19 protein-coding genes are annotated in these 15,820 nt (G+C 70.9%); 6 read left to right on the forward strand and 13 right to left on the reverse strand.

Going from position 1 to position 15,820, the window contains the following annotated elements; translation table 11 throughout:
* The first annotated feature begins 8 nt into the window (after positions 1 to 8).
* The 4 genes from AC1RN5_RS00420 to AC1RN5_RS00435 all read left to right on the forward strand — a co-directional run bounded on the left by AC1RN5_RS00420 (position 9) and on the right by AC1RN5_RS00435 (position 4,098).
* Entirely contained in the window at positions 9 to 1,142 is a 1,134-nt protein-coding gene (locus AC1RN5_RS00420) for a Re/Si-specific NAD(P)(+) transhydrogenase subunit alpha (RefSeq protein WP_493039326.1), read from the forward strand.
* Positions 1,143 to 1,299: 157 nt separating this feature from the next.
* Positions 1,300 to 1,641, forward strand: coding sequence for a proton-translocating transhydrogenase family protein (locus AC1RN5_RS00425; RefSeq protein WP_421933151.1), 342 nt, complete (start codon positions 1,300 to 1,302; stop codon positions 1,639 to 1,641).
* Positions 1,638 to 3,056, forward strand: coding sequence for an NAD(P)(+) transhydrogenase (Re/Si-specific) subunit beta (locus AC1RN5_RS00430; RefSeq protein ID WP_493039327.1), 1,419 nt, complete (start codon positions 1,638 to 1,640; stop codon positions 3,054 to 3,056). Before AC1RN5_RS00425 ends, AC1RN5_RS00430 begins: the two co-directional genes overlap by 4 nt.
* Positions 3,057 to 3,330: 274 nt before the next feature.
* Positions 3,331 to 4,098, forward strand: a complete 768-nt coding sequence (locus tag AC1RN5_RS00435) for a M23 family metallopeptidase (RefSeq protein ID WP_493039328.1) — start codon at positions 3,331 to 3,333, stop codon at positions 4,096 to 4,098.
* Here AC1RN5_RS00435 and AC1RN5_RS00440 read toward each other — a convergent pair.
* The gene (locus AC1RN5_RS00440) at positions 4,095 to 4,496 is read right to left on the reverse strand and encodes a hypothetical protein (protein ID WP_493039329.1); all 402 of its coding nucleotides are present in this window, start codon (positions 4,494 to 4,496) and stop codon (positions 4,095 to 4,097) included. The genes AC1RN5_RS00435 and AC1RN5_RS00440 overlap by 4 nt on opposite strands.
* A gap of 117 nt (positions 4,497 to 4,613) precedes the next feature.
* Here AC1RN5_RS00440 and AC1RN5_RS00445 point away from each other — a divergent pair, with 117 nt between their 5' ends.
* Together AC1RN5_RS00445 and AC1RN5_RS00450 are read left to right on the forward strand one after the other, a co-directional pair.
* The gene (locus AC1RN5_RS00445; protein WP_493039330.1) at positions 4,614 to 5,117 is read left to right on the forward strand and encodes a hypothetical protein; all 504 of its coding nucleotides are present in this window, start codon (positions 4,614 to 4,616) and stop codon (positions 5,115 to 5,117) included.
* Positions 5,118 to 5,166: 49 nt separating this feature from the next.
* The gene (locus tag AC1RN5_RS00450) at positions 5,167 to 6,033 is read left to right on the forward strand and encodes an alpha/beta fold hydrolase (protein ID WP_493039331.1); all 867 of its coding nucleotides are present in this window, start codon (positions 5,167 to 5,169) and stop codon (positions 6,031 to 6,033) included.
* 302 nt (positions 6,034 to 6,335) lie between these two features.
* Here the strand turns inward: AC1RN5_RS00450 and tilS are convergent, their stop codons facing one another.
* From tilS to ruvC, 12 genes are all read right to left on the reverse strand, one after another.
* Positions 6,336 to 7,550, reverse strand: coding sequence for a tRNA lysidine(34) synthetase TilS (gene tilS / locus AC1RN5_RS00455; RefSeq protein WP_493039332.1), 1,215 nt, complete (start codon positions 7,548 to 7,550; stop codon positions 6,336 to 6,338).
* Positions 7,538 to 8,380, reverse strand: a complete 843-nt coding sequence (gene ybgF, locus AC1RN5_RS00460; RefSeq protein ID WP_493039333.1) for a tol-pal system protein YbgF — start codon at positions 8,378 to 8,380, stop codon at positions 7,538 to 7,540. Before ybgF ends, tilS begins: the two co-directional genes overlap by 13 nt.
* Before the next feature lie 122 nt (positions 8,381 to 8,502).
* Positions 8,503 to 9,039, reverse strand: a complete 537-nt coding sequence (gene pal, locus AC1RN5_RS00465; protein WP_421933143.1) for a peptidoglycan-associated lipoprotein Pal — start codon at positions 9,037 to 9,039, stop codon at positions 8,503 to 8,505.
* Between the two features lie 128 nt (positions 9,040 to 9,167).
* On the reverse strand, positions 9,168 to 10,463 hold the full coding sequence (gene tolB / locus AC1RN5_RS00470) for a Tol-Pal system beta propeller repeat protein TolB (RefSeq protein WP_493041460.1): 1,296 nt from the start codon (positions 10,461 to 10,463) through the stop codon (positions 9,168 to 9,170).
* A 23-nt stretch (positions 10,464 to 10,486) separates the two neighbouring features.
* On the reverse strand, positions 10,487 to 11,311 hold the full coding sequence (locus tag AC1RN5_RS00475; protein ID WP_493039334.1) for an energy transducer TonB: 825 nt from the start codon (positions 11,309 to 11,311) through the stop codon (positions 10,487 to 10,489).
* 7 nt (positions 11,312 to 11,318) lie between these two features.
* Complete coding sequence (locus AC1RN5_RS00480) at positions 11,319 to 11,813, reverse strand: ExbD/TolR family protein (RefSeq protein ID WP_421933141.1); 495 nt, start codon at positions 11,811 to 11,813, stop codon at positions 11,319 to 11,321.
* A 4-nt stretch (positions 11,814 to 11,817) separates the two neighbouring features.
* A complete protein-coding gene (tolQ, locus tag AC1RN5_RS00485; RefSeq protein WP_421933140.1) occupies positions 11,818 to 12,528 on the reverse strand; it encodes a protein TolQ in 711 nt (236 codons plus the stop codon).
* Between the two features lie 75 nt (positions 12,529 to 12,603).
* Positions 12,604 to 13,041 (reverse strand): YbgC/FadM family acyl-CoA thioesterase, encoded by a 438-nt coding sequence (locus AC1RN5_RS00490; RefSeq protein WP_493039335.1) that lies wholly within the window; start codon positions 13,039 to 13,041, stop codon positions 12,604 to 12,606.
* Positions 13,038 to 13,409: a hypothetical protein gene (locus AC1RN5_RS00495; protein ID WP_493039336.1), complete on the reverse strand. Its 372-nt coding sequence runs from the start codon at positions 13,407 to 13,409 to the stop codon at positions 13,038 to 13,040. The genes AC1RN5_RS00490 and AC1RN5_RS00495 overlap by 4 nt, the downstream gene beginning before the upstream one ends.
* Positions 13,410 to 13,593: 184 nt before the next feature.
* Entirely contained in the window at positions 13,594 to 14,631 is a 1,038-nt protein-coding gene (gene ruvB, locus AC1RN5_RS00500) for a Holliday junction branch migration DNA helicase RuvB (RefSeq protein WP_493039337.1), read from the reverse strand.
* Positions 14,628 to 15,242 carry a Holliday junction branch migration protein RuvA gene (gene ruvA / locus AC1RN5_RS00505; protein WP_493039338.1) on the reverse strand — a complete coding sequence of 205 codons (615 nt, stop codon included), beginning with the start codon at positions 15,240 to 15,242 and terminating at the stop codon, positions 14,628 to 14,630. Before ruvA ends, ruvB begins: the two co-directional genes overlap by 4 nt.
* A complete protein-coding gene (gene ruvC / locus AC1RN5_RS00510; RefSeq protein ID WP_493039339.1) occupies positions 15,239 to 15,739 on the reverse strand; it encodes a crossover junction endodeoxyribonuclease RuvC in 501 nt (166 codons plus the stop codon). The genes ruvA and ruvC overlap by 4 nt, the downstream gene beginning before the upstream one ends.
* Between the last annotated feature and the right edge of the window lie 81 nt (positions 15,740 to 15,820).

Below are 15,820 nucleotides of genomic sequence, written 5' to 3' on the forward strand. Positions count from 1 at the left end.
ACAGGCGCATGGCCGTCATAGCCGTCACGACCGAACGCCGCGCCGGCGAGACCCGCGTCGCCGCCGTCCCCGAGACCGTCAAGAAGCTGATCGCCTCCGGCTTCTCCGTGGTGGTGGAGTCCGGCGCCGGAACCGCCGCCGCCTATCCCGACGCCGACTATCAGGCCGCCGGGGCGGAGATCGCCAAGGACGCCAAGGCCGCCATCGGCAAGGCCGACATCCTGTTCAAGGTCCGCGCCCCCGAGGCCGCCGAGATCGCGGCGCTCAAGGCCGGCGCCATCGTCGTGGCCCTGCTCAACCCGCACATGGACAAGGACGCCCTGAAGGCCCTGGCCGCCAAGGGCGCGACCGCCTTCGCCATGGAGTTCGTGCCACGGATCACCCGGGCCCAGGTGATGGACGCCCTGTCGTCCCAGGCCAACCTCGCCGGCTACCGCGCGGTGATCGAGGCCGCCGAGGCCTATGGCCGGGCCATGCCGATGATGATGACCGCCGCCGGCACCGTCGCCGCCGCCAAGGTCTTCGTCATGGGGGTGGGCGTCGCCGGCCTGCAGGCCATCGCCACGGCCCGGCGCCTCGGCGCCGTCGTCACCGCCACCGACGTGCGCCCCGCCACCAAGGAACAGGTCGAGAGCCTCGGCGCCAAGTTCCTGGCCGTCGAGGACGAGGAGTTCAAGAACGCCCAGACCGCCGGCGGCTACGCCAAGGAGATGAGCGCCGAGTACCAGGCCAAGCAGGCGGCGCTGGTCTCCAGCCACATCGCCAAGCAGGACATCGTCATCACCACCGCCCTGATCCCCGGCCGGCCCGCCCCCAAGCTGGTGAGCGCCGAGCAGGTGGCCTCCATGCGCCCCGGCTCGATCCTGGTGGACCTGGCCATCGAGCAGGGCGGCAATGTCGTCGGCGCCAAGCTGGGCGAGGTGGCGGTCACCGCCAATGGCGCCAAGATCCTCGGGATCGCCAACCTGCCCGGCCGCATCGCCACCGACGCCTCGGCCCTCTACGCCCGCAACCTGATGGCCTTCGCGGGCCTGCTGCTGGACAAGGAGGGCAAGCTCGCCCCCGACTTGGAGGACGAGATCCTCAAGGCGGCCCTGGTCACCCAGGGCGGCGCGGTGGTGCATCCGGCGTTGCAGGGATGAGCATGCGTCGCAGCATCCCCCTCCGTGTCATCCCGGAAAGCGCGCAGCGCTTGTCCGGGACCCATACTCACCGATCCATCCTGAAGACCCCGCGCGTCTGGGTCCCGGTCTTCCGCTGCGCGGAAACCGGGATGACACCGGGAGTTGGAGCACACTAATGGAAGCCGTCGACCCCACAGTCTTCCGCCTGGCGATCTTCGTGCTGGCGATCTTCGTCGGCTACTATGTCGTCTGGAGCGTGACGCCCGCCCTGCACACCCCGCTGATGGCGGTGACCAACGCCATCTCCTCGGTGATCATCGTCGGCGCGCTGCTGGCCGCCGCCGCCCATGGCGCCCCCGAGGCCGGCCTCACCGGCACGGTGCTGATCTCCAAGGGGGCCGGCGCTGTCGCCGCGGCCTTCGCCGCCGTGAACATCTTCGGCGGCTTCCTGGTCACCCAGCGCATGCTGGCGATGTACAAGAAAAAAGACCCCGTGAAGAAGGAAGCCGCGAAGTGAACGCCAACCTCGCGGCCATCGCCTACATCGTCTCGGGCGTCCTCTTCATCCTGGCCCTGCGCGGCCTGTCGAGCCCCACCACCAGCCAGGCGGGCAACCGCAACGGCATGATCGGTATGGCCATCGCGGTGGGCACCACCCTGCTGACCCTGTGGGGCCAGCAGGCGCTGGACACCATCACGCTGGGCCTGATCGTCGGCGGCGTCGCCATCGGCGGCACGGTGGGCGCGGTGATCGCGCGCCGGGTCGCCATGACCTCCATGCCCCAGCTGGTGGCCACCTTCCACAGCCTGGTGGGCGCCGCGGCCTGCCTGGTGGCGGTCGCCGCCATCTATACGCCCGCCGCCTACGGCATCCTCGGCGAGAACGGCCAGATCCACCTCAACTCCTTGGTGGAGCTGAGCCTCGGCCTGGCCATCGGGGCCGTGACCCTGACCGGCTCGATCATCGCGGCCCTGAAGCTGAACGGCAACATGAGCGGCGCGCCGATCCTGCTGCCCGCCCGCCACCTGCTGAACATCGTCATCGCGCTGGCCATCGTCGCCCTGGTGGTGGTGCTGGTGATGAGCGGCGGCCAGGCGATCTGGGCCTTCTGGGCCATCGCCGGCCTCAGCCTGCTGATCGGGATCACCCTGATCATCCCCATCGGCGGCGCCGACATGCCCGTCGTGGTGTCCATGCTGAACAGCTATTCCGGCTGGGCGGCGGCGGCGCTCGGCTTCACCCTCGAGAACGTCACCCTGATCATCACCGGGGCCCTGGTGGGCTCGTCGGGCGCGATCCTCAGCTACATCATGTGCAAGGCGATGAACCGCAGCTTCATCTCCGTGATCCTGGGCGGGTTCGGGGCTGATGACGCGGCCGCGGCCAGCGGCGGCAAGGTCGAGACCCGGCCGGTCAAGCAGGGCTCGGCGGACGACGCGGCCTTCATCATGAAGAATGCGTCGAAGGTCATCATCGTCCCCGGCTACGGCATGGCCGTCAGCCAGGCCCAGCACGCCCTGCGCGAAATGGGCGACAAGCTGAAGGAGGAGGGCGTGGAGGTGAAGTACGCCATCCACCCCGTCGCCGGCCGCATGCCCGGGCACATGAACGTGCTGCTGGCCGAGGCCAACGTCCCCTATGACGAGGTCTTCGAGCTGGAGGACATCAACGCCGAGTTCCCCACCGCCGACGTGGCCTTCGTGATCGGCGCCAACGACGTCACCAACCCGGCCGCCAAGACCGACCCCACCAGCGCCATCTACGGCATGCCGATCCTGGACGTCGAAAAGGCCCGCACCGTGCTGTTCGTGAAGCGCGGCATGAGCTCGGGCTATGCCGGGGTCGAGAACGAACTCTTCTTCCGCGACAACACCATGATGCTGTTCGGGGACGCCAAGAAGATGGTCGAGGGCATCCTCAAGGCGCTCTGACGCCTGGCCGCCGCCGGAGTCTAGTCAAGACCCGGCGGCGCCCTGCCTGCCATTTTGTCGCAGGCCTGTAAGAACACCGTTTACCAGTCGACTCTATGGTGGCGCTCCGTTCGACGCCGCGACAATAGGTCAAAGGTATTCCATTAACCCTGCCGTCTTTTCGTCCCAAAGACCCGGCATCTAGCCCGCGCACATCCGTGGGAAATCGTCGACGCTGTCCGCATAACCTCTAGCGGACGAGTTTAAAGCTCGACTTTACTGGAAGAGGTTCCGTTTGAGTTCGAAGTCCTCGTCGGCGACCGATCGCGTACGCCATTTCGGCCTGGAGACCGCCGCCGCGGTGGTGCTGGGCCTGGCCGCGGTCACCGTCGCCTACGCCGCCTTGCCCGACGTCAAGCAGAAGCCCGTGGCCTCGGCTCCGGCGGAGCCCGTCGCGCCCGCCGCCGAGCCCGCGCCGCCGCCGCCGGTGTTCGAGTGCGGCAACCCCGTGCCCGGACAACTGATCAACTCCCCCTTCGGCCTGCGCCGGCTGCCCTGGGAAGACCATGGCCGCCTGCACGAGGGCGTCGACATCGCCGGCCCCACCGGCACCAAGGTCGTGGCCGTGGCCGACGGCATCGTGGTCCGCGCCGGCGAGAGCCCCTCCTACGGACGCTATGTCGAGATCGAGCACGGGGTCGGCCTCACCAGCTTCTACGCCCACCTGGGCAAGATCGAACGCGGCGCCCGCAAGGGCGCCTATGTCGAGGCCGGCAAGCCGATCGGCCGCATGGGCTCCAGCGGCACCTCCACCGGCCCGCACGTCCACTTCGAGATCCGCCAGGACGACAAGCCGCTCAATCCCCTGGTCTTCATGAACCGCGAGTTCGCGACCGCCCAGGACCTGCCCATCAAGCTGGCCTCCTATGTCTCCCCCCGCGTCCGCATCGCCTATGTCTCGGAGATTCCGGAGAGCAAGAAGGCGCTGATGGAGGCCAAGGCCGCCAAGGGCAAGAAGGGCAAGGGCGGCCGGGTCAAGCAGCGGCTGCAGCTGAACGGCTAGGTCCGGGCCCTTCCGGACGCGCGGTCCGCCGCGACCGCCGCCACCAGCACCGCGATCACCAGGCCCGCCCGCGTCCACAACGGATAGGCGGTGGTGGCCATCGTCCAGGCGGCGAAGGCCAGGAACAGGCCGCTGACGATGCGGCCGGCCAGGGCGCGCCGCCCGGCGATCAGGTTGGCGCTCCAGGCGGCGGCCAGCGCCCCCAGCAGCCAGGCCAGGATCGTGCCCACCTGGGCGCCGAAGGGGAGGACCGCGGTGGCCGCGCGGATGGCCGCCGGATCGGTGAGATTCACCCCGGGCGGCGGCGGGAAGATCATGTTGGCCGCCCCGTCGACGACCCCCAGCACCACGAGGCCGATCAGGGGCCCGAGAATCATCGCCAGAATGAGTCGCAGCATGGTCGAATCCCCCTCCGTGCGGCCGCGAACCTAACCCCAGTAAGGCTTCCGCGCACGGCCTTGTGCATGGCCAAGCTTGTGCCCATCCTCGTGTCATAAAAAACGAGGAAACGACCCATGCGTTCAGGCTTTAGCGGGCTTGCGCTCGCGTCCGTCCTTCTACTGAGTGCCTCGCTCGCCGCCTGCGCGAAGAGCGAACCCGCGGCCCCGGCGGCGCCGGCCGGTCTGGCGCTCTCCACCGCCGAGGGCGCCCACGGCATCCTTCCGGCCCAGAGCGTCGAGATCAAGACCAAGGGGTCGACGGCCAAGGTCGCCATGACCCCCAACTGGCGGGTCGGGGGCCAGCAGCTCAACATCCTGTGGTACGCCGGCGCCAGCCAGACCAAGCGCTTCTTCCAGATCACCGAGACCGGGACGGCGGCCGACCAGCCCAAGTTCCTGGCCAATCCGGAGACGGGGGTGCGCAACGTCCGCGTCAGCTTCGACGGCGGGGCGCCGGTGGCCTTCAAGCCGACCACCGCGCGGGCGCCTTTCGACGTGCCGGCCGGCGCCAAGGCGGTGACCCGCGTGGAGATCGACTACGGGTCTTCCGAGGCGCCCCAGACGGTCGTCTGGAAATAGCCGCAAACCGGCCTTGCGCCTGACCGGCCGGGACTCCTAAGTCTCGCCCATGGCCAAGGCCGGATTCCATCCCACGCGCGGCGCCCTCGTCGATATCGGCGGGCGGCGGCTGCGCGTGGTCCGGGCCGGCGAAGCGTCGGCCGAGCCCCTGATCGTCCTGGAATGCGGCGCCTTCGGCTGCGCCGCCGACTGGGCCGTGGTGCAGCAGCGGCTGGCGGAGAAGGGCCTGCGCAGCCTGGCCTATGACCGGGCGGGCCTGGGCTATTCCGACCCCGGCCCCCGGCCCCGCGACGGACGGGCCATCGCCGCCGACCTGGAGGCCCTGCTGGCCCATCTGGGGGAGACCGGTCCCCTGATCCTGGTGGGCCATTCCATGGGCGGCCTGCTGCTGCGGGTCTTCGTCGGACGCAATCGCGAGCGGGTCACCGGCGTCGTGCTGGTGGACGCCGTCACTCCGGAGACCATTGAGATCCCCGCCGCCGCGCGCGCCATCCACGGTTTCCGGCGAGCCATGAAGCTGGTGGGCCGCTGGTCCGGGATCGGCTTCATGAAGCCCTTCGCCCTGGTGGTGGGCGACAAGATCGGCCTGGAGGGCGAGGCCTCCACCGAGAAGCGGCGCATCTACGGCCTAGCCAGCCACGCCCACTGGTCGGCGGAGGAGGTGGCCCACTGGGCGGCCACCTCGGCCCAGGGGCGCGAGATCGGACATTATGATCCCAGCCTGCCGGTGGCGGTGGTGAACGCCGGCGGCACGCGGCTGCCGGCCCGGCTGAAGGCCGTCCAGGCGGCCCCGGCCCACGCCTCGGCGCGGGGCTATGTGGCCGACATCGCCGGCGCCAACCACTCCACCCTGCTAGGCAAGCGGTTCGCCGATCCGATCATCGTCGGCATCGAGCATGTGATGGCGGGCAGTTAGCCCGCGGCCTCGCGGCCGCGGGCCCGACCTCAGTCGAGGGTATCTTCGATCCCGACGTCTCTCCGCAGATGAGCCGATAGTCTTCCCGACAGTCGGCGCCGGATGAGGGCGCGATCCTGCTGAGGCGCGCGACGACGCCTAGGCGCGAGGAGCCGCGCCAGCCATTTGAATAGGTCCATTGAAACCCGAGTTTGAAGGTTGAAGGTCGGCGGTCTGACGCATGACGATCTCCTTCCATGGCTCGGGTTCGGGCCGGCTTTGGCCGCCCAGGGCGCTGACTAGCAGAGAACCCTGGTCGGCGGCTAGGCCGGTTCCAGTTCCACAGCCTCGCAGGCGCTCCGCAGTCGGTCCAGGGCCAAGGGCCGCGCCGCCAGCCCCGGCAGGGCCGCGAGGACCGGCGAGCCTTCCCCCACGACGAACGGCAGGGTTCCGCGCGCTCCGGCGGGCAGGCGGTGAAGGGCCGCGCGCTGAACCGACGGCAGGCCGGCGGCATGGCCGCTCAGCGCCTGGACCGTGACCGGCCGGCCGGCGGTGATCTCGAACCTGCCGTCCCAGACACCGGTTTCCCCGGCCGCCAGGGTCAGCGGCGCCAGGCCCTCCCGGCCCGTGTCGCGCAGGAACCGCACCTCGCCGCCCGCGTCGGCCTCGATCCGCGCGCCCGCCAGGGTGGCGGTGAGATCGCCCGCGCCCTTCAAGGCCTCCGCCAGCCGCTCCAGGCGGTCGCTGCGCGGCGGGCGGCGGGTCCCGGCGGCGCAGAGGCAGGCGGCGGCGAGGAAGGCCTGGGGCGCGTCGTGGAGGGCCGCCCGCGGTAGGGCCAGGCCGCCTCCCAGGTCGATGGCGATGCGGGCCAGCCCGGCGAGGTCCCGGGCAGGCGTCATCTCGTCGGTCTCCGCGCCCGTCAGACCCGCCCGGGCCCGGGCGCGGGCGAAGCGGGGATCGTCATTGGCCGGGTCCTCGATCCAGGTCTCGCCCCGCGCGGCCAGCCAGTCGCGCAGGTCGGCCCGGGCCAGACCCAGGAGGGGGCGCAGCAGGAAGACGTCACGCCCCTCGGGCCAGGCCGGCGAGGGCGACCATTCGCGCGGGCTGGGGGTCGTGGCCCCGGCCCGGCGCATGGCGGCGGCCTCCAGGCGGTCGCTGGCGGTGTGGCCCATCAGGACCACCTTGGCTCCCGCGTCCCGGGCGGCCTCGGCGATCAGGCGATGGCGGGCGGCCCGCGCCGCGGCGGGCAGGCCGGTCGCGGGCTTCTCCCCCTCCCAGGCGAGCGCCCGGAAGCCGGCGCCGAGGCGGCGGGCTGTGGCCGCGCAGGCCTGCGTCCAGGCCGCGCTCTCGGCGCGCAGGCGGTGATCCACGGTGAGGACGAGCAGCGACCGGCCATGGGCCTTGGCCCAATCGGCGGCGATCAAGGCCAGGGCCAGGGAATCTCCGCCGCCGGACAGGGCCACGGCGATCGGCGCGGCGCTCGCGCTCAGCAGATGGCGGTCGAGAGCCTCTCGGACGACGGCCTCTAGACCGTGCACTTGGCTTGGGTCCGCGCGGCGGCGGCGCGACTCTTCACGGCGGCGGCGGCCTTGGGATAGCGGCGGTCGAACTCACCGAGGATCTGGCAGGCGTCGGCGGGCTTCTTCAGGGCCACCAGGGCGCGGGCCAGCTCCACCGTGGCGTCGGGCGCCCAGCTGGTGGCGGGCCAGCCGCGGATGGCGCCGATATAGGCCTGGGCGGCGTCGGCGTGGGCGGCGCGGGCCGACAGGGTCTTGCCCAGCCAGTAGCGGGCCTCCGGCGCCTTGGCGCTGTCGTCATAGCGGTCGACATAGTCGCGGAAGGCGCCCTCGGCGCCGGTGTAGTCGCCGCTGAGCATCAGCTGGCGGGCCGCCGTGAAGGCCTCCGACGCGGTGGGGGCCGGTCCGGCCGCCACGCTCGCCCCGCCGGCGAGGTCGGGGGCGGGGGCCTCGGCCACCGGCGCGGCCTGGCGCTGCTCGACTCCGCCGAGGCGGTCGGTGAGGGCCTTGTTGTCCCGCTTCAGGGCCTCGGTGTCGCGCTTGGCCTGTTCGAGGTCGTGGCTGGTGGTCTCCAGCTGGCCGTTCACCCGGGTCAGGGCCTGTTCCAGGTCGGCGATGCGGCGGGTCAGTTCCTGGAGCTGGTAGTCGGTCTCGGCGGGCTGGACGACCACCGGCTTTCCGGAGTCGCGGCCCTGGAAGACGATGGAGCGCAGCTCGCGCATCACCTGCTCCATGCGGTCCAGGCGCCGGGCGTCGCGGGCGTCCAGCGGATCGATCGGCGTCTGGGCGAAGGCGGGTGTCGCCAGGGTCAGGACGGCGGCGGAGGCGAGGGCGAGGCGGCGAAGGGTCATGCGGTCATCATCTTCAGGTCGGGTGGGCCAAATTGGGGCCCGTCCATAGGATTAGTCCAGAACGCAAAGAGGGGCCCCGCATCGGGGGCCCCTCTCGCACTCTCCTCGAACTGTGGTGCGCCTTAGCGCGCGCCGCCGGTGATGGCCGTGTGGCCGTTCCGGTTGCGCTGGTAGGCCTCTTCGCTGGTGCCCGGATCGATCGGGCGTTCCTTGCCGAAGGACACGGTGGAGATCCGCGCCGGCGAGACGCCGCGGCTCACCAGATATTCCCGCACGGAGTTGGCGCGGCGGGCGCCGAGCGCCAGGTTGTATTCGCGGGTGCCGCGTTCGTCGGCGTTGCCTTCGATCCGGACCGCGACGCTGGGATAGCGCACCAGCCATTGGGCCTGGGCGTCCAGCACCGGGCTGGCGTCGGAACGGATGTCGTAGCGGTCGAAGTCGAAATAGACCCGGTCGCCGATATTGATCACGAAGTCCTGGATCGAGCCGGGGACCACATTGCCCGTGCTCGGGCCGGGGCCCGGTTGCGACGGATAGCCGGGGCCGGGACCCGGGCCGGGCGTCGGGCCGGGCTTGGGACGGCTTGCGCAGGCGGCCATGGACAGAGCCGCGGTGGTGACAAGCGCCAGTCGAAGGGCGTGCTTGGTGCTGAAGCTCATGTCGGGCTTCTCCTTAAGCTGGGTTTCGCCGGCGCCAACCGCGCCATTTCCTAAACTCTACCTGCATTTCCATCTGCCGGACATTCAAATGACCGCCTCTACGGAAAGGTTACACCTGAATTCTCTCATCAGTTGAGCAGAGGAGACCAGGCTGGGTCTGACCCGGAACCCGGATAGGGCGCCGCGCGCAGGATTCGACCTGTTACATCCACCGTCCACAAACGCGGAGGTCCGCCCTGCGTTTCCCGGCTGAACATCAGCACCCGCCCGTTCGGCGCCCAGGTGGGGCTTTCATCCAGGTAGCTGGTGGTCAAAAGCCGCTCATCCGAACCGTCCGGACGCATGACGCCGATGTGGAACTCGCCCCCCGTCTGCTTGGTGAAGGCGATGAAGTCCCCCACCGGGCTCCAGACCGGGGTGGTATAGCGCCCCGATCCATAAGAAATGCGACGGACGCCCGAGCCGTCGGAATTCATGATGTAGAGTTGGGGCGAGCCGCCGCGGTCGGAGTTGAAGACGATCTTGGTCCCGTCGGGCGAGAAGGAGGCCGAGGTGTCGATCCCGGGGTCGGAGGTCAGGCGCGCCGAGGTGCGGCTCTTGAGGTTCATCACATAGATGTCGCTGTTGCCGCCCCGCTCGACGGAGAAGGCCACGCGGCCGCCGTCGGGCGAGAAGCGCGGCGCATAGACCATGCCGGGGAACTGGCCGATGCTTTCGCGCCGGGCGGTCTCCAGGTTGAACAGGTAGATGGCCGAGCCCTCCGGCCGCAGGGTCATGTAGGTGATCTCCTGGCTGGTGGCCGAGAACCTGGGCGACATGACGATGTAGGAGCCGTCGGTCAGGTAGCTGGGATTGGCTCCGTCCTGATCCATGATGGCCAGGGTCTTGGTGCGGTTCAGACGTCCGCCGGTCTCCGAGACGAAGACGATGCGGGTGTCGAAATAGCCCTTCTCCCCGGTCAGGCGCTCATAGACGGCGTCGGAGATCTTGTGGGCCACGCGGCGCCAGTTCTCCGGGGTGGAGGTGAACTGCAGCCCCAGGAGCTGTTGCTCGGAATAGACGTCCCACAGCCGGAAATCGACCCGCAGGCGGCCGCCCTCCACGGTGACCTGGCCGTTGACCAGGGCCTGGGCGTTGATCGCCTTCCAGTCGGGGAAGCGCGGCTGCACGGCCACGTCCAGGCCCTTCTCGATGAACGCGGCGGGGTTGATGGGGGCGAACAGCCCCGAGCGCTCCAGGTTGCCGGTGATGACCTGGGCGATGTCGGCGCCACGGGTTCCGCCGAAGGCCGGCACGGCGATGGGCAGGGGCTGGACGTCGCCCTTGTTCACATCGATCTCGATCTGGGCCTGGGCCGGGGTGGCCAGGGCGGCGCTGGCCAGCAGCAGGCTGGCGATCGCCAGGCAGAGGGCCTTCAGTCGCATGGGACGGGTCTCCTTGGGGGCGCTCATCGGCAGGCTTCCTGGGCGTTGAAGGTGGGGGCCCAGGCCTGGCCGTAGACCTCGCGGGGCAGGGATTTCTCGGCCGCGGCCTGGCGCACGGCGCGGATGGCGCGCTCGGCCGCGGCGCGGACCACGGGGTTGGACGAATTCTCCTGGCCGCCGGCCTCGACCGGGCCGACCACCTGGCCGCCGGCCGATAGGGTGAAGGTCACCCGGACGCGGACGTCGCGGCCGCCCTCGACCTCGCAATTGGGGTTCCAGCGGCGCTGCAGCTCCGAGACCAGGCCGGCCAGCGCGCTGGCCGAGACCCCCTTGCCGGCGCCGGCCGAGGGTCGGGCCTCGCGCGCGGTCTCCTGGCGGGCCGGGCCCTGGGCGGCCGACGAGGCCTTGCCGCCGGAGGGGCGGCTCTTGGCGATGCTGGCCGACAGGGCGTCGAGATCCAGCGCCTTCTGGGGCTTGGCGGGCGCCGGCTTCTGCTGGCCCTTGGCGGTGGGATCGACGGTGGGCTTGGCCGCGGCCGGCGCCTTGGCCGGCGTCGGGGCGGGCTGGGGCGCGGGGGGAACCGGCTCGGGCGCCGGCGTTTCGAGCGCGGGCTCGGGCGGGGCGTCGGGGACGGGCGCCTCGGTGGCGGCGGCCTGCTCCTGGGCGGCCTGGGCCGCGGCGCGCAGGTCGGTATAGGTGGCGTTGGAGATGATGTTGACGGGCACGGTGGTGCCGGCCGGAAGCTGCTTCTGCCAGGGCCAGGAGATCAGGGCGGCCACCAGCACCCCGCCGTGCAGCAGCAGGGAGGCGAGCATGGCCGCGGAGAAATCCGACCGGGTGCGCGTCATGCCGGCCTCAGGTCCCCGGGGCGTCCGGGGCGGGGGTCCCGCCGGAAGAGGGGCCGCCGGTGTCGGTGATGAGGTTGATCGACTTGAAGCCCGAGGTCGACAGGGCGGCCATCACCTGGGCCACCACCGCATAGGAGGCCCGGCCGTCGGCCCGCACATAGATCGGCTTGGCGGTGACGTCGCCGGACATGGCCCGCAGGCGCGGGGCGAGTCCCGCGAAGGGGACGGGGTCCTCCTGCACGAACAGCGAGCCGTCGGCGCGGATGGAGACGGTGAGCGGCTCGGACTGGTCCTCCATGGCGCCGGCCTCGGTCTTGGGCAGCTCCACGGGGACGCCCACGGTCAGCAGGGGGGCGGAGATCATGAACACGATCAGCAGCACCAGCATCACGTCCACCAGGGGGGTGACGTTGATTTCCGACAGGGCCCCGCGGCGACCGCCGCGACGGCGCCTGCGGCTGCCGCCGGAGGCCGAGAAGGCGTCGTGGCTCGAGATCGCCATGGCCCTAGGTCCGGTCCGCCAGCCGCCGCTGGATGGCGGTGGACAGGTCGTCGGCGAAGCCCTCCAGGCGGGCGGTGTAGCGCGAGGCGTCGGTGGAGAACTTGTTGTAGGCGATATAGGCGGGGATGGCGCTGATCAGGCCGATGGCGGTGGCGAACAGGGCCTCGGCGATGGAGGGGGCGACCACGGCCAGGTTGGTGTTCTTCTGGATCGCGATCTCCTGGAAGGCGTGCATGATCCCCCAGACGGTGCCGAACAGGCCGATGAAGGGCGAGGCGGTGGCGACGATGGCCAGCGAGCCGAGCCCGTCCTCCACCCGCTGCGCCTCGCGGGCGATGGTGGTGTCCAGCACCCGGTCGATGCGCTGGATCAGGAAGGCGGCCTGGGTGTCGGTGGCCAGGCCCTTGGCCCGGGCGTCACGCCACTCGCGCAGGGCGCCTTGCAGCATGCGGGGCAGGGCGTGCTTGGGCCGCTCGCCGGCCTCCTGGGCGATGTCCTCCAGGCTGCGGCCGGAGGAGACCTGGTTCTCGAACCGGTCCGCCTGGCCGTTCAGCACCGAGAAGCGGAAGAACTTGTCGATGATCACCGTCCAGGACCAGAGCGAGGACAGGGCCAGGCCCGCCATCACGGTCTTCACGACCCAGTCGGCGCGCAGGAAGAGGGCGATGAAGGAGAAGGTCTCGGGCGTGATCGCGGCGGGGACTGCGGGGTCCATGCGGCCTGGGCTCCGTGGTTTGCGTCCGGCCAGGATTGGCTTGGAACGGCGCGGTGTCGAACTTAAGGCCAAGCCCTAGCAAAAAAGGGGCCTGAGCGTCGCTATGAGTTCCTTGGGCGGCTTTCGGGGCCGTCCGGTGAGATCGATACAGGCCGCCTCCACGACCGCCTGCGCAATCACCTGCTCGCCGCGGGTGATCTTCTGATCGATGAACAGGCGCGGGCCCGCCATGCGGTCATAGGTGGTGCGCACCAGCAGGGCGTCGTCGATGCGGGCCGGCGCCTTGAAGTCCAGCTCCAGGCGCACGACGGTGAAGGCCGCGGGGTCCGGGCGGTCCAGCAGCTGCGCGTGGCCGATGCCCGCCACCCGCAGGAAGTCGCTGCGGCCGCGCTCGAAGAACCGCACGTACTGGCCGTGATAGACGACCCCGGTGAAGTCGGTGTCCTCGTAATAGATGCGCACCGGAAGCTGGTGCTCGCGGCCGACGATCTCGCCGGCATAGGGTTCGGTCATCGGGGACGGTCCTGCAGCATGGCCGCGGTCAGGATGGCGCCGACCCCGAACAGGAGCCAGGCCGCGCCGCCCACCAGGCGAGCGGGATTGGCCGCGTAGAGCTCCGGCGACCAGACCATGGCCAGCGCATCCAGCAGGACGCCGACCGTGCAGAGGATGGCGGCGGTGGGCAGGCGCGGCGCGGGGCCGCCGGCGGTGATCCTGTGGACGACGCTCACCAGGACCGGCGACATCAGGGCGGTGATCGCGAACAGGGCCAGGGTGACGGGCCCGCCGCTGAACAGGCCGAAGGGCAGGGTCAGCCGGATGAAGGCCGCGGCGACGAACCAGAGCACGGCGCCCAGCAGGATCAGGGAAAGGGTTCGCATCGCCCCCTTATGCCCGGCTGGGGGCGACGGGGTCGAGGACCAATGACCGCTCATCCCGGCGAAGGCCGGGACCCAGGTGAAGACCTGTGCGATTCAGGTGATGTCGCAGGCGCCGCTGTGGATCAGGCGCCAGGCGCTGGAGGTGGAGCTGGGTCCCGGCCTTCGCCGGGATGAGCGGCGTCTTTCAGGACTCGTCCTCGAAAAGCCCCGCCTGGCCCCCGGCCTGGATCTGCGGCGGCGGGGTCAGGCCGATGTGGGCGTAGGCCTTGGCGCAGATCATGCGGCCGCGCGGCGTGCGCTGGATGAAGCCCTGTTGCAGCAGGTAGGGCTCGATAACGTCCTCCACCGCGTCGCGGGCCTCGGCGATGGCGTAGGCCAGGGTCTCCACCCCGGCCGGGCCGCCGCCATAGTTCTCGATCAGGGCCCGCAGGTAGCGGCGGTCGAGGGCGTCCAGGCCGGCCTCGTCGACGTCCAGGCGGGCCAGCGCCTTGGCGGCGACCTTGCGGTCGATGAGGGTCGCGCCGTCGGCGGCGGCGAAGTCGCGGACCCGCCGCAGCAGGCGCCCGGCCACCCGCGGGGTGCCCCGCGCGCGGGCGGCGATCTCCAGGGCGCCGTCCGGCGACAGCTCAAGGTTCATCTTCCGCGCCGCCTGGGTCAGCACCTTCTGCAGCTCGGGGTGGGTGTAGAATTCCAGCCGCAGGGGGATGCCGAAGCGGTCGCGCAGGGGGGTGGCCAGCAGGCCCGCCCGGGTGGTGGCGGCCACCAGGGTGAAGGGCGCCAGGTCGATCCGGATCGAGCGGGCCGAGGGGCCGTCGCCGATGATCAGGTCCAGGACGTGGTCCTCCATGGCCGGATAGAGGATCTCCTCCACATTGGCCGGCAGGCGGTGGATCTCGTCGATGAACAGGACGTCGCGGGGCTCGAGATTGGTCAGGATGGCCGCCAGGTCCCCGGCCTTGGCCAGGACCGGACCGGAGGTGGCGCGGAAATTGACCCCCAGCTCGCGGGCGACGATCTGGGCCAGGGTGGTCTTGCCCAGGCCCGGCGGCCCGAACAGCAGCACATGGTCCAGGGCCTCCTCGCGGGCCTTGGCCGCCTCGATGAAGACCGACAGGTTGCCCTTGGCCTGCTCCTGGCCGACGAATTCGGACAGGGTCTGGGGCCGCAGGGCCTTGTCGTGGCTCTCCAGAGGGGCTTCCTCGCCGGAGACCAGGCGGGTCAACGTCCTAGCTCCTGCAGGCCGGCCTTGATCAGGGCCTGGACGGTCGCCTCTTCGCCCAGGCGCAGGGCGGCCTGCTCGACGACGCGCCGCGCATTCACCTCGGCGATGCCCAGCCCCATCAGGGCCGAGACCGCCTCGCCGGCGGCCGAGGGCGGCGGCGGGGTCGGGGCCGCCGCCGTGGCGTGGAAGGCCGCTACCGGGCCGTCGGTGAGCGGCTTGTCCTTCAGCTCGGTGACGATGCGCAGGGCGAGCTTGGGGCCGACCCCGTTGGCGCGGGCCACCGCGGCCTTGTCCTCGCGGGCCGCGGCCTGGGCAAGTTCGGCCGGCGAGAGGATGTCGAGCACGCCCAGGGCCGCCTTGGGGCCGACGCCCTGGATCGACTGCAGGATGACGAAGGCGCGGCGTTCGTCGCGGCCGAGGAAGCCGTAGAGCCGCATGCCGGTGGCCTCCGACCACTGGGTCTCGACGTGCAGCACCGCCTCCTCGCCCAGCGCCGGCAGGTGGCCCAGCGTGCGCGAGCCGCAGCGCACCACATAGCCGACCCCGGCCACGTCGATCAGGGCGTCCTCCTCGCCAACCTCGGCCACCAGGCCCCGCAGCCGCCCGATCATGCGGCCACTCCCAGCCGCCGCACCTTGCGGGCATGGGCATGGGCGATGGCGACGGCGAGCGCATCGGCGGCGTCGGCGGTGGTGGGCCCGGCCTTGGGCAGCAGGCGGGCGATCATGAAGGCGACCTGGGTCTTGTCGGCCGCCCCGGTCCCCACCACGGCCTTCTTGACCACGGTGGCGGCGTATTCGGCGACGGTCAGGCCGGCGCGGGCCGGAACCACCAGGGCCATGGCGCGCGCATGGCCGAGCTTCAGGGCCGAGGCGGCGTTGTTGTTCATGAAGGTCTCCTCCACCGCCGCCTCGTGCGGACTGTGCAGGGCGACCACCTCGCTGATGCCCTCGAACAGGGCCAGCAGGCGCTCGGAGAAGGGGGCGGTGTCCTTGGGAACGATCACCCCGTGGGCCACGTGGGTCAGCCGCGCGCCCTCGATCTCGATCACGCCCCACCCGGTGCGGCGCAGGCCAGGATCGAGGCCGAGGATGCGGATGGCGGTCATGCGGGACTCAGGCGTTCGGGATATGTTCCGGTGATACAGCGGCGATCGGGGTTAAGGAAGGGTGTTCTGGCGCGGTCGGGC

This window comes from Phenylobacterium sp. GW821-FHT12F10, assembly GCF_058806695.1.

What these genes read in the sequence shown, in the direction of transcription:
- AC1RN5_RS00420 (WP_493039326.1), top strand. Translation starts at nt 9, where the DNA reads ATGGCCGTCATAGCCGTCACGACCGAACGCCGCGCCGGCGAGACCCGC.
- AC1RN5_RS00425 (WP_421933151.1), top strand. Translation starts at nt 1,300, where the DNA reads ATGGAAGCCGTCGACCCCACAGTCTTCCGCCTGGCGATCTTCGTGCTG.
- AC1RN5_RS00440 (WP_493039329.1), bottom strand. Translation starts at nt 4,496, where the DNA reads ATGCTGCGACTCATTCTGGCGATGATTCTCGGGCCCCTGATCGGCCTC.
- AC1RN5_RS00445 (WP_493039330.1), top strand. Translation starts at nt 4,614, where the DNA reads ATGCGTTCAGGCTTTAGCGGGCTTGCGCTCGCGTCCGTCCTTCTACTG.
- AC1RN5_RS00450 (WP_493039331.1), top strand. Translation starts at nt 5,167, where the DNA reads ATGGCCAAGGCCGGATTCCATCCCACGCGCGGCGCCCTCGTCGATATC.
- ybgF (WP_493039333.1), bottom strand. Translation starts at nt 8,380, where the DNA reads ATGACCCTTCGCCGCCTCGCCCTCGCCTCCGCCGCCGTCCTGACCCTG.
- pal (WP_421933143.1), bottom strand. Translation starts at nt 9,039, where the DNA reads ATGAGCTTCAGCACCAAGCACGCCCTTCGACTGGCGCTTGTCACCACC.
- tolB (WP_493041460.1), bottom strand. Translation starts at nt 10,463, where the DNA reads ATGCGACTGAAGGCCCTCTGCCTGGCGATCGCCAGCCTGCTGCTGGCC.
- AC1RN5_RS00475 (WP_493039334.1), bottom strand. Translation starts at nt 11,311, where the DNA reads ATGACGCGCACCCGGTCGGATTTCTCCGCGGCCATGCTCGCCTCCCTG.
- AC1RN5_RS00480 (WP_421933141.1), bottom strand. Translation starts at nt 11,813, where the DNA reads ATGGCGATCTCGAGCCACGACGCCTTCTCGGCCTCCGGCGGCAGCCGC.
- tolQ (WP_421933140.1), bottom strand. Translation starts at nt 12,528, where the DNA reads ATGGACCCCGCAGTCCCCGCCGCGATCACGCCCGAGACCTTCTCCTTC.
- AC1RN5_RS00490 (WP_493039335.1), bottom strand. Translation starts at nt 13,041, where the DNA reads ATGACCGAACCCTATGCCGGCGAGATCGTCGGCCGCGAGCACCAGCTT.
- AC1RN5_RS00495 (WP_493039336.1), bottom strand. Translation starts at nt 13,409, where the DNA reads ATGCGAACCCTTTCCCTGATCCTGCTGGGCGCCGTGCTCTGGTTCGTC.
- ruvA (WP_493039338.1), bottom strand. Translation starts at nt 15,242, where the DNA reads ATGATCGGGCGGCTGCGGGGCCTGGTGGCCGAGGTTGGCGAGGAGGAC.
- ruvC (WP_493039339.1), bottom strand. Translation starts at nt 15,739, where the DNA reads ATGACCGCCATCCGCATCCTCGGCCTCGATCCTGGCCTGCGCCGCACC.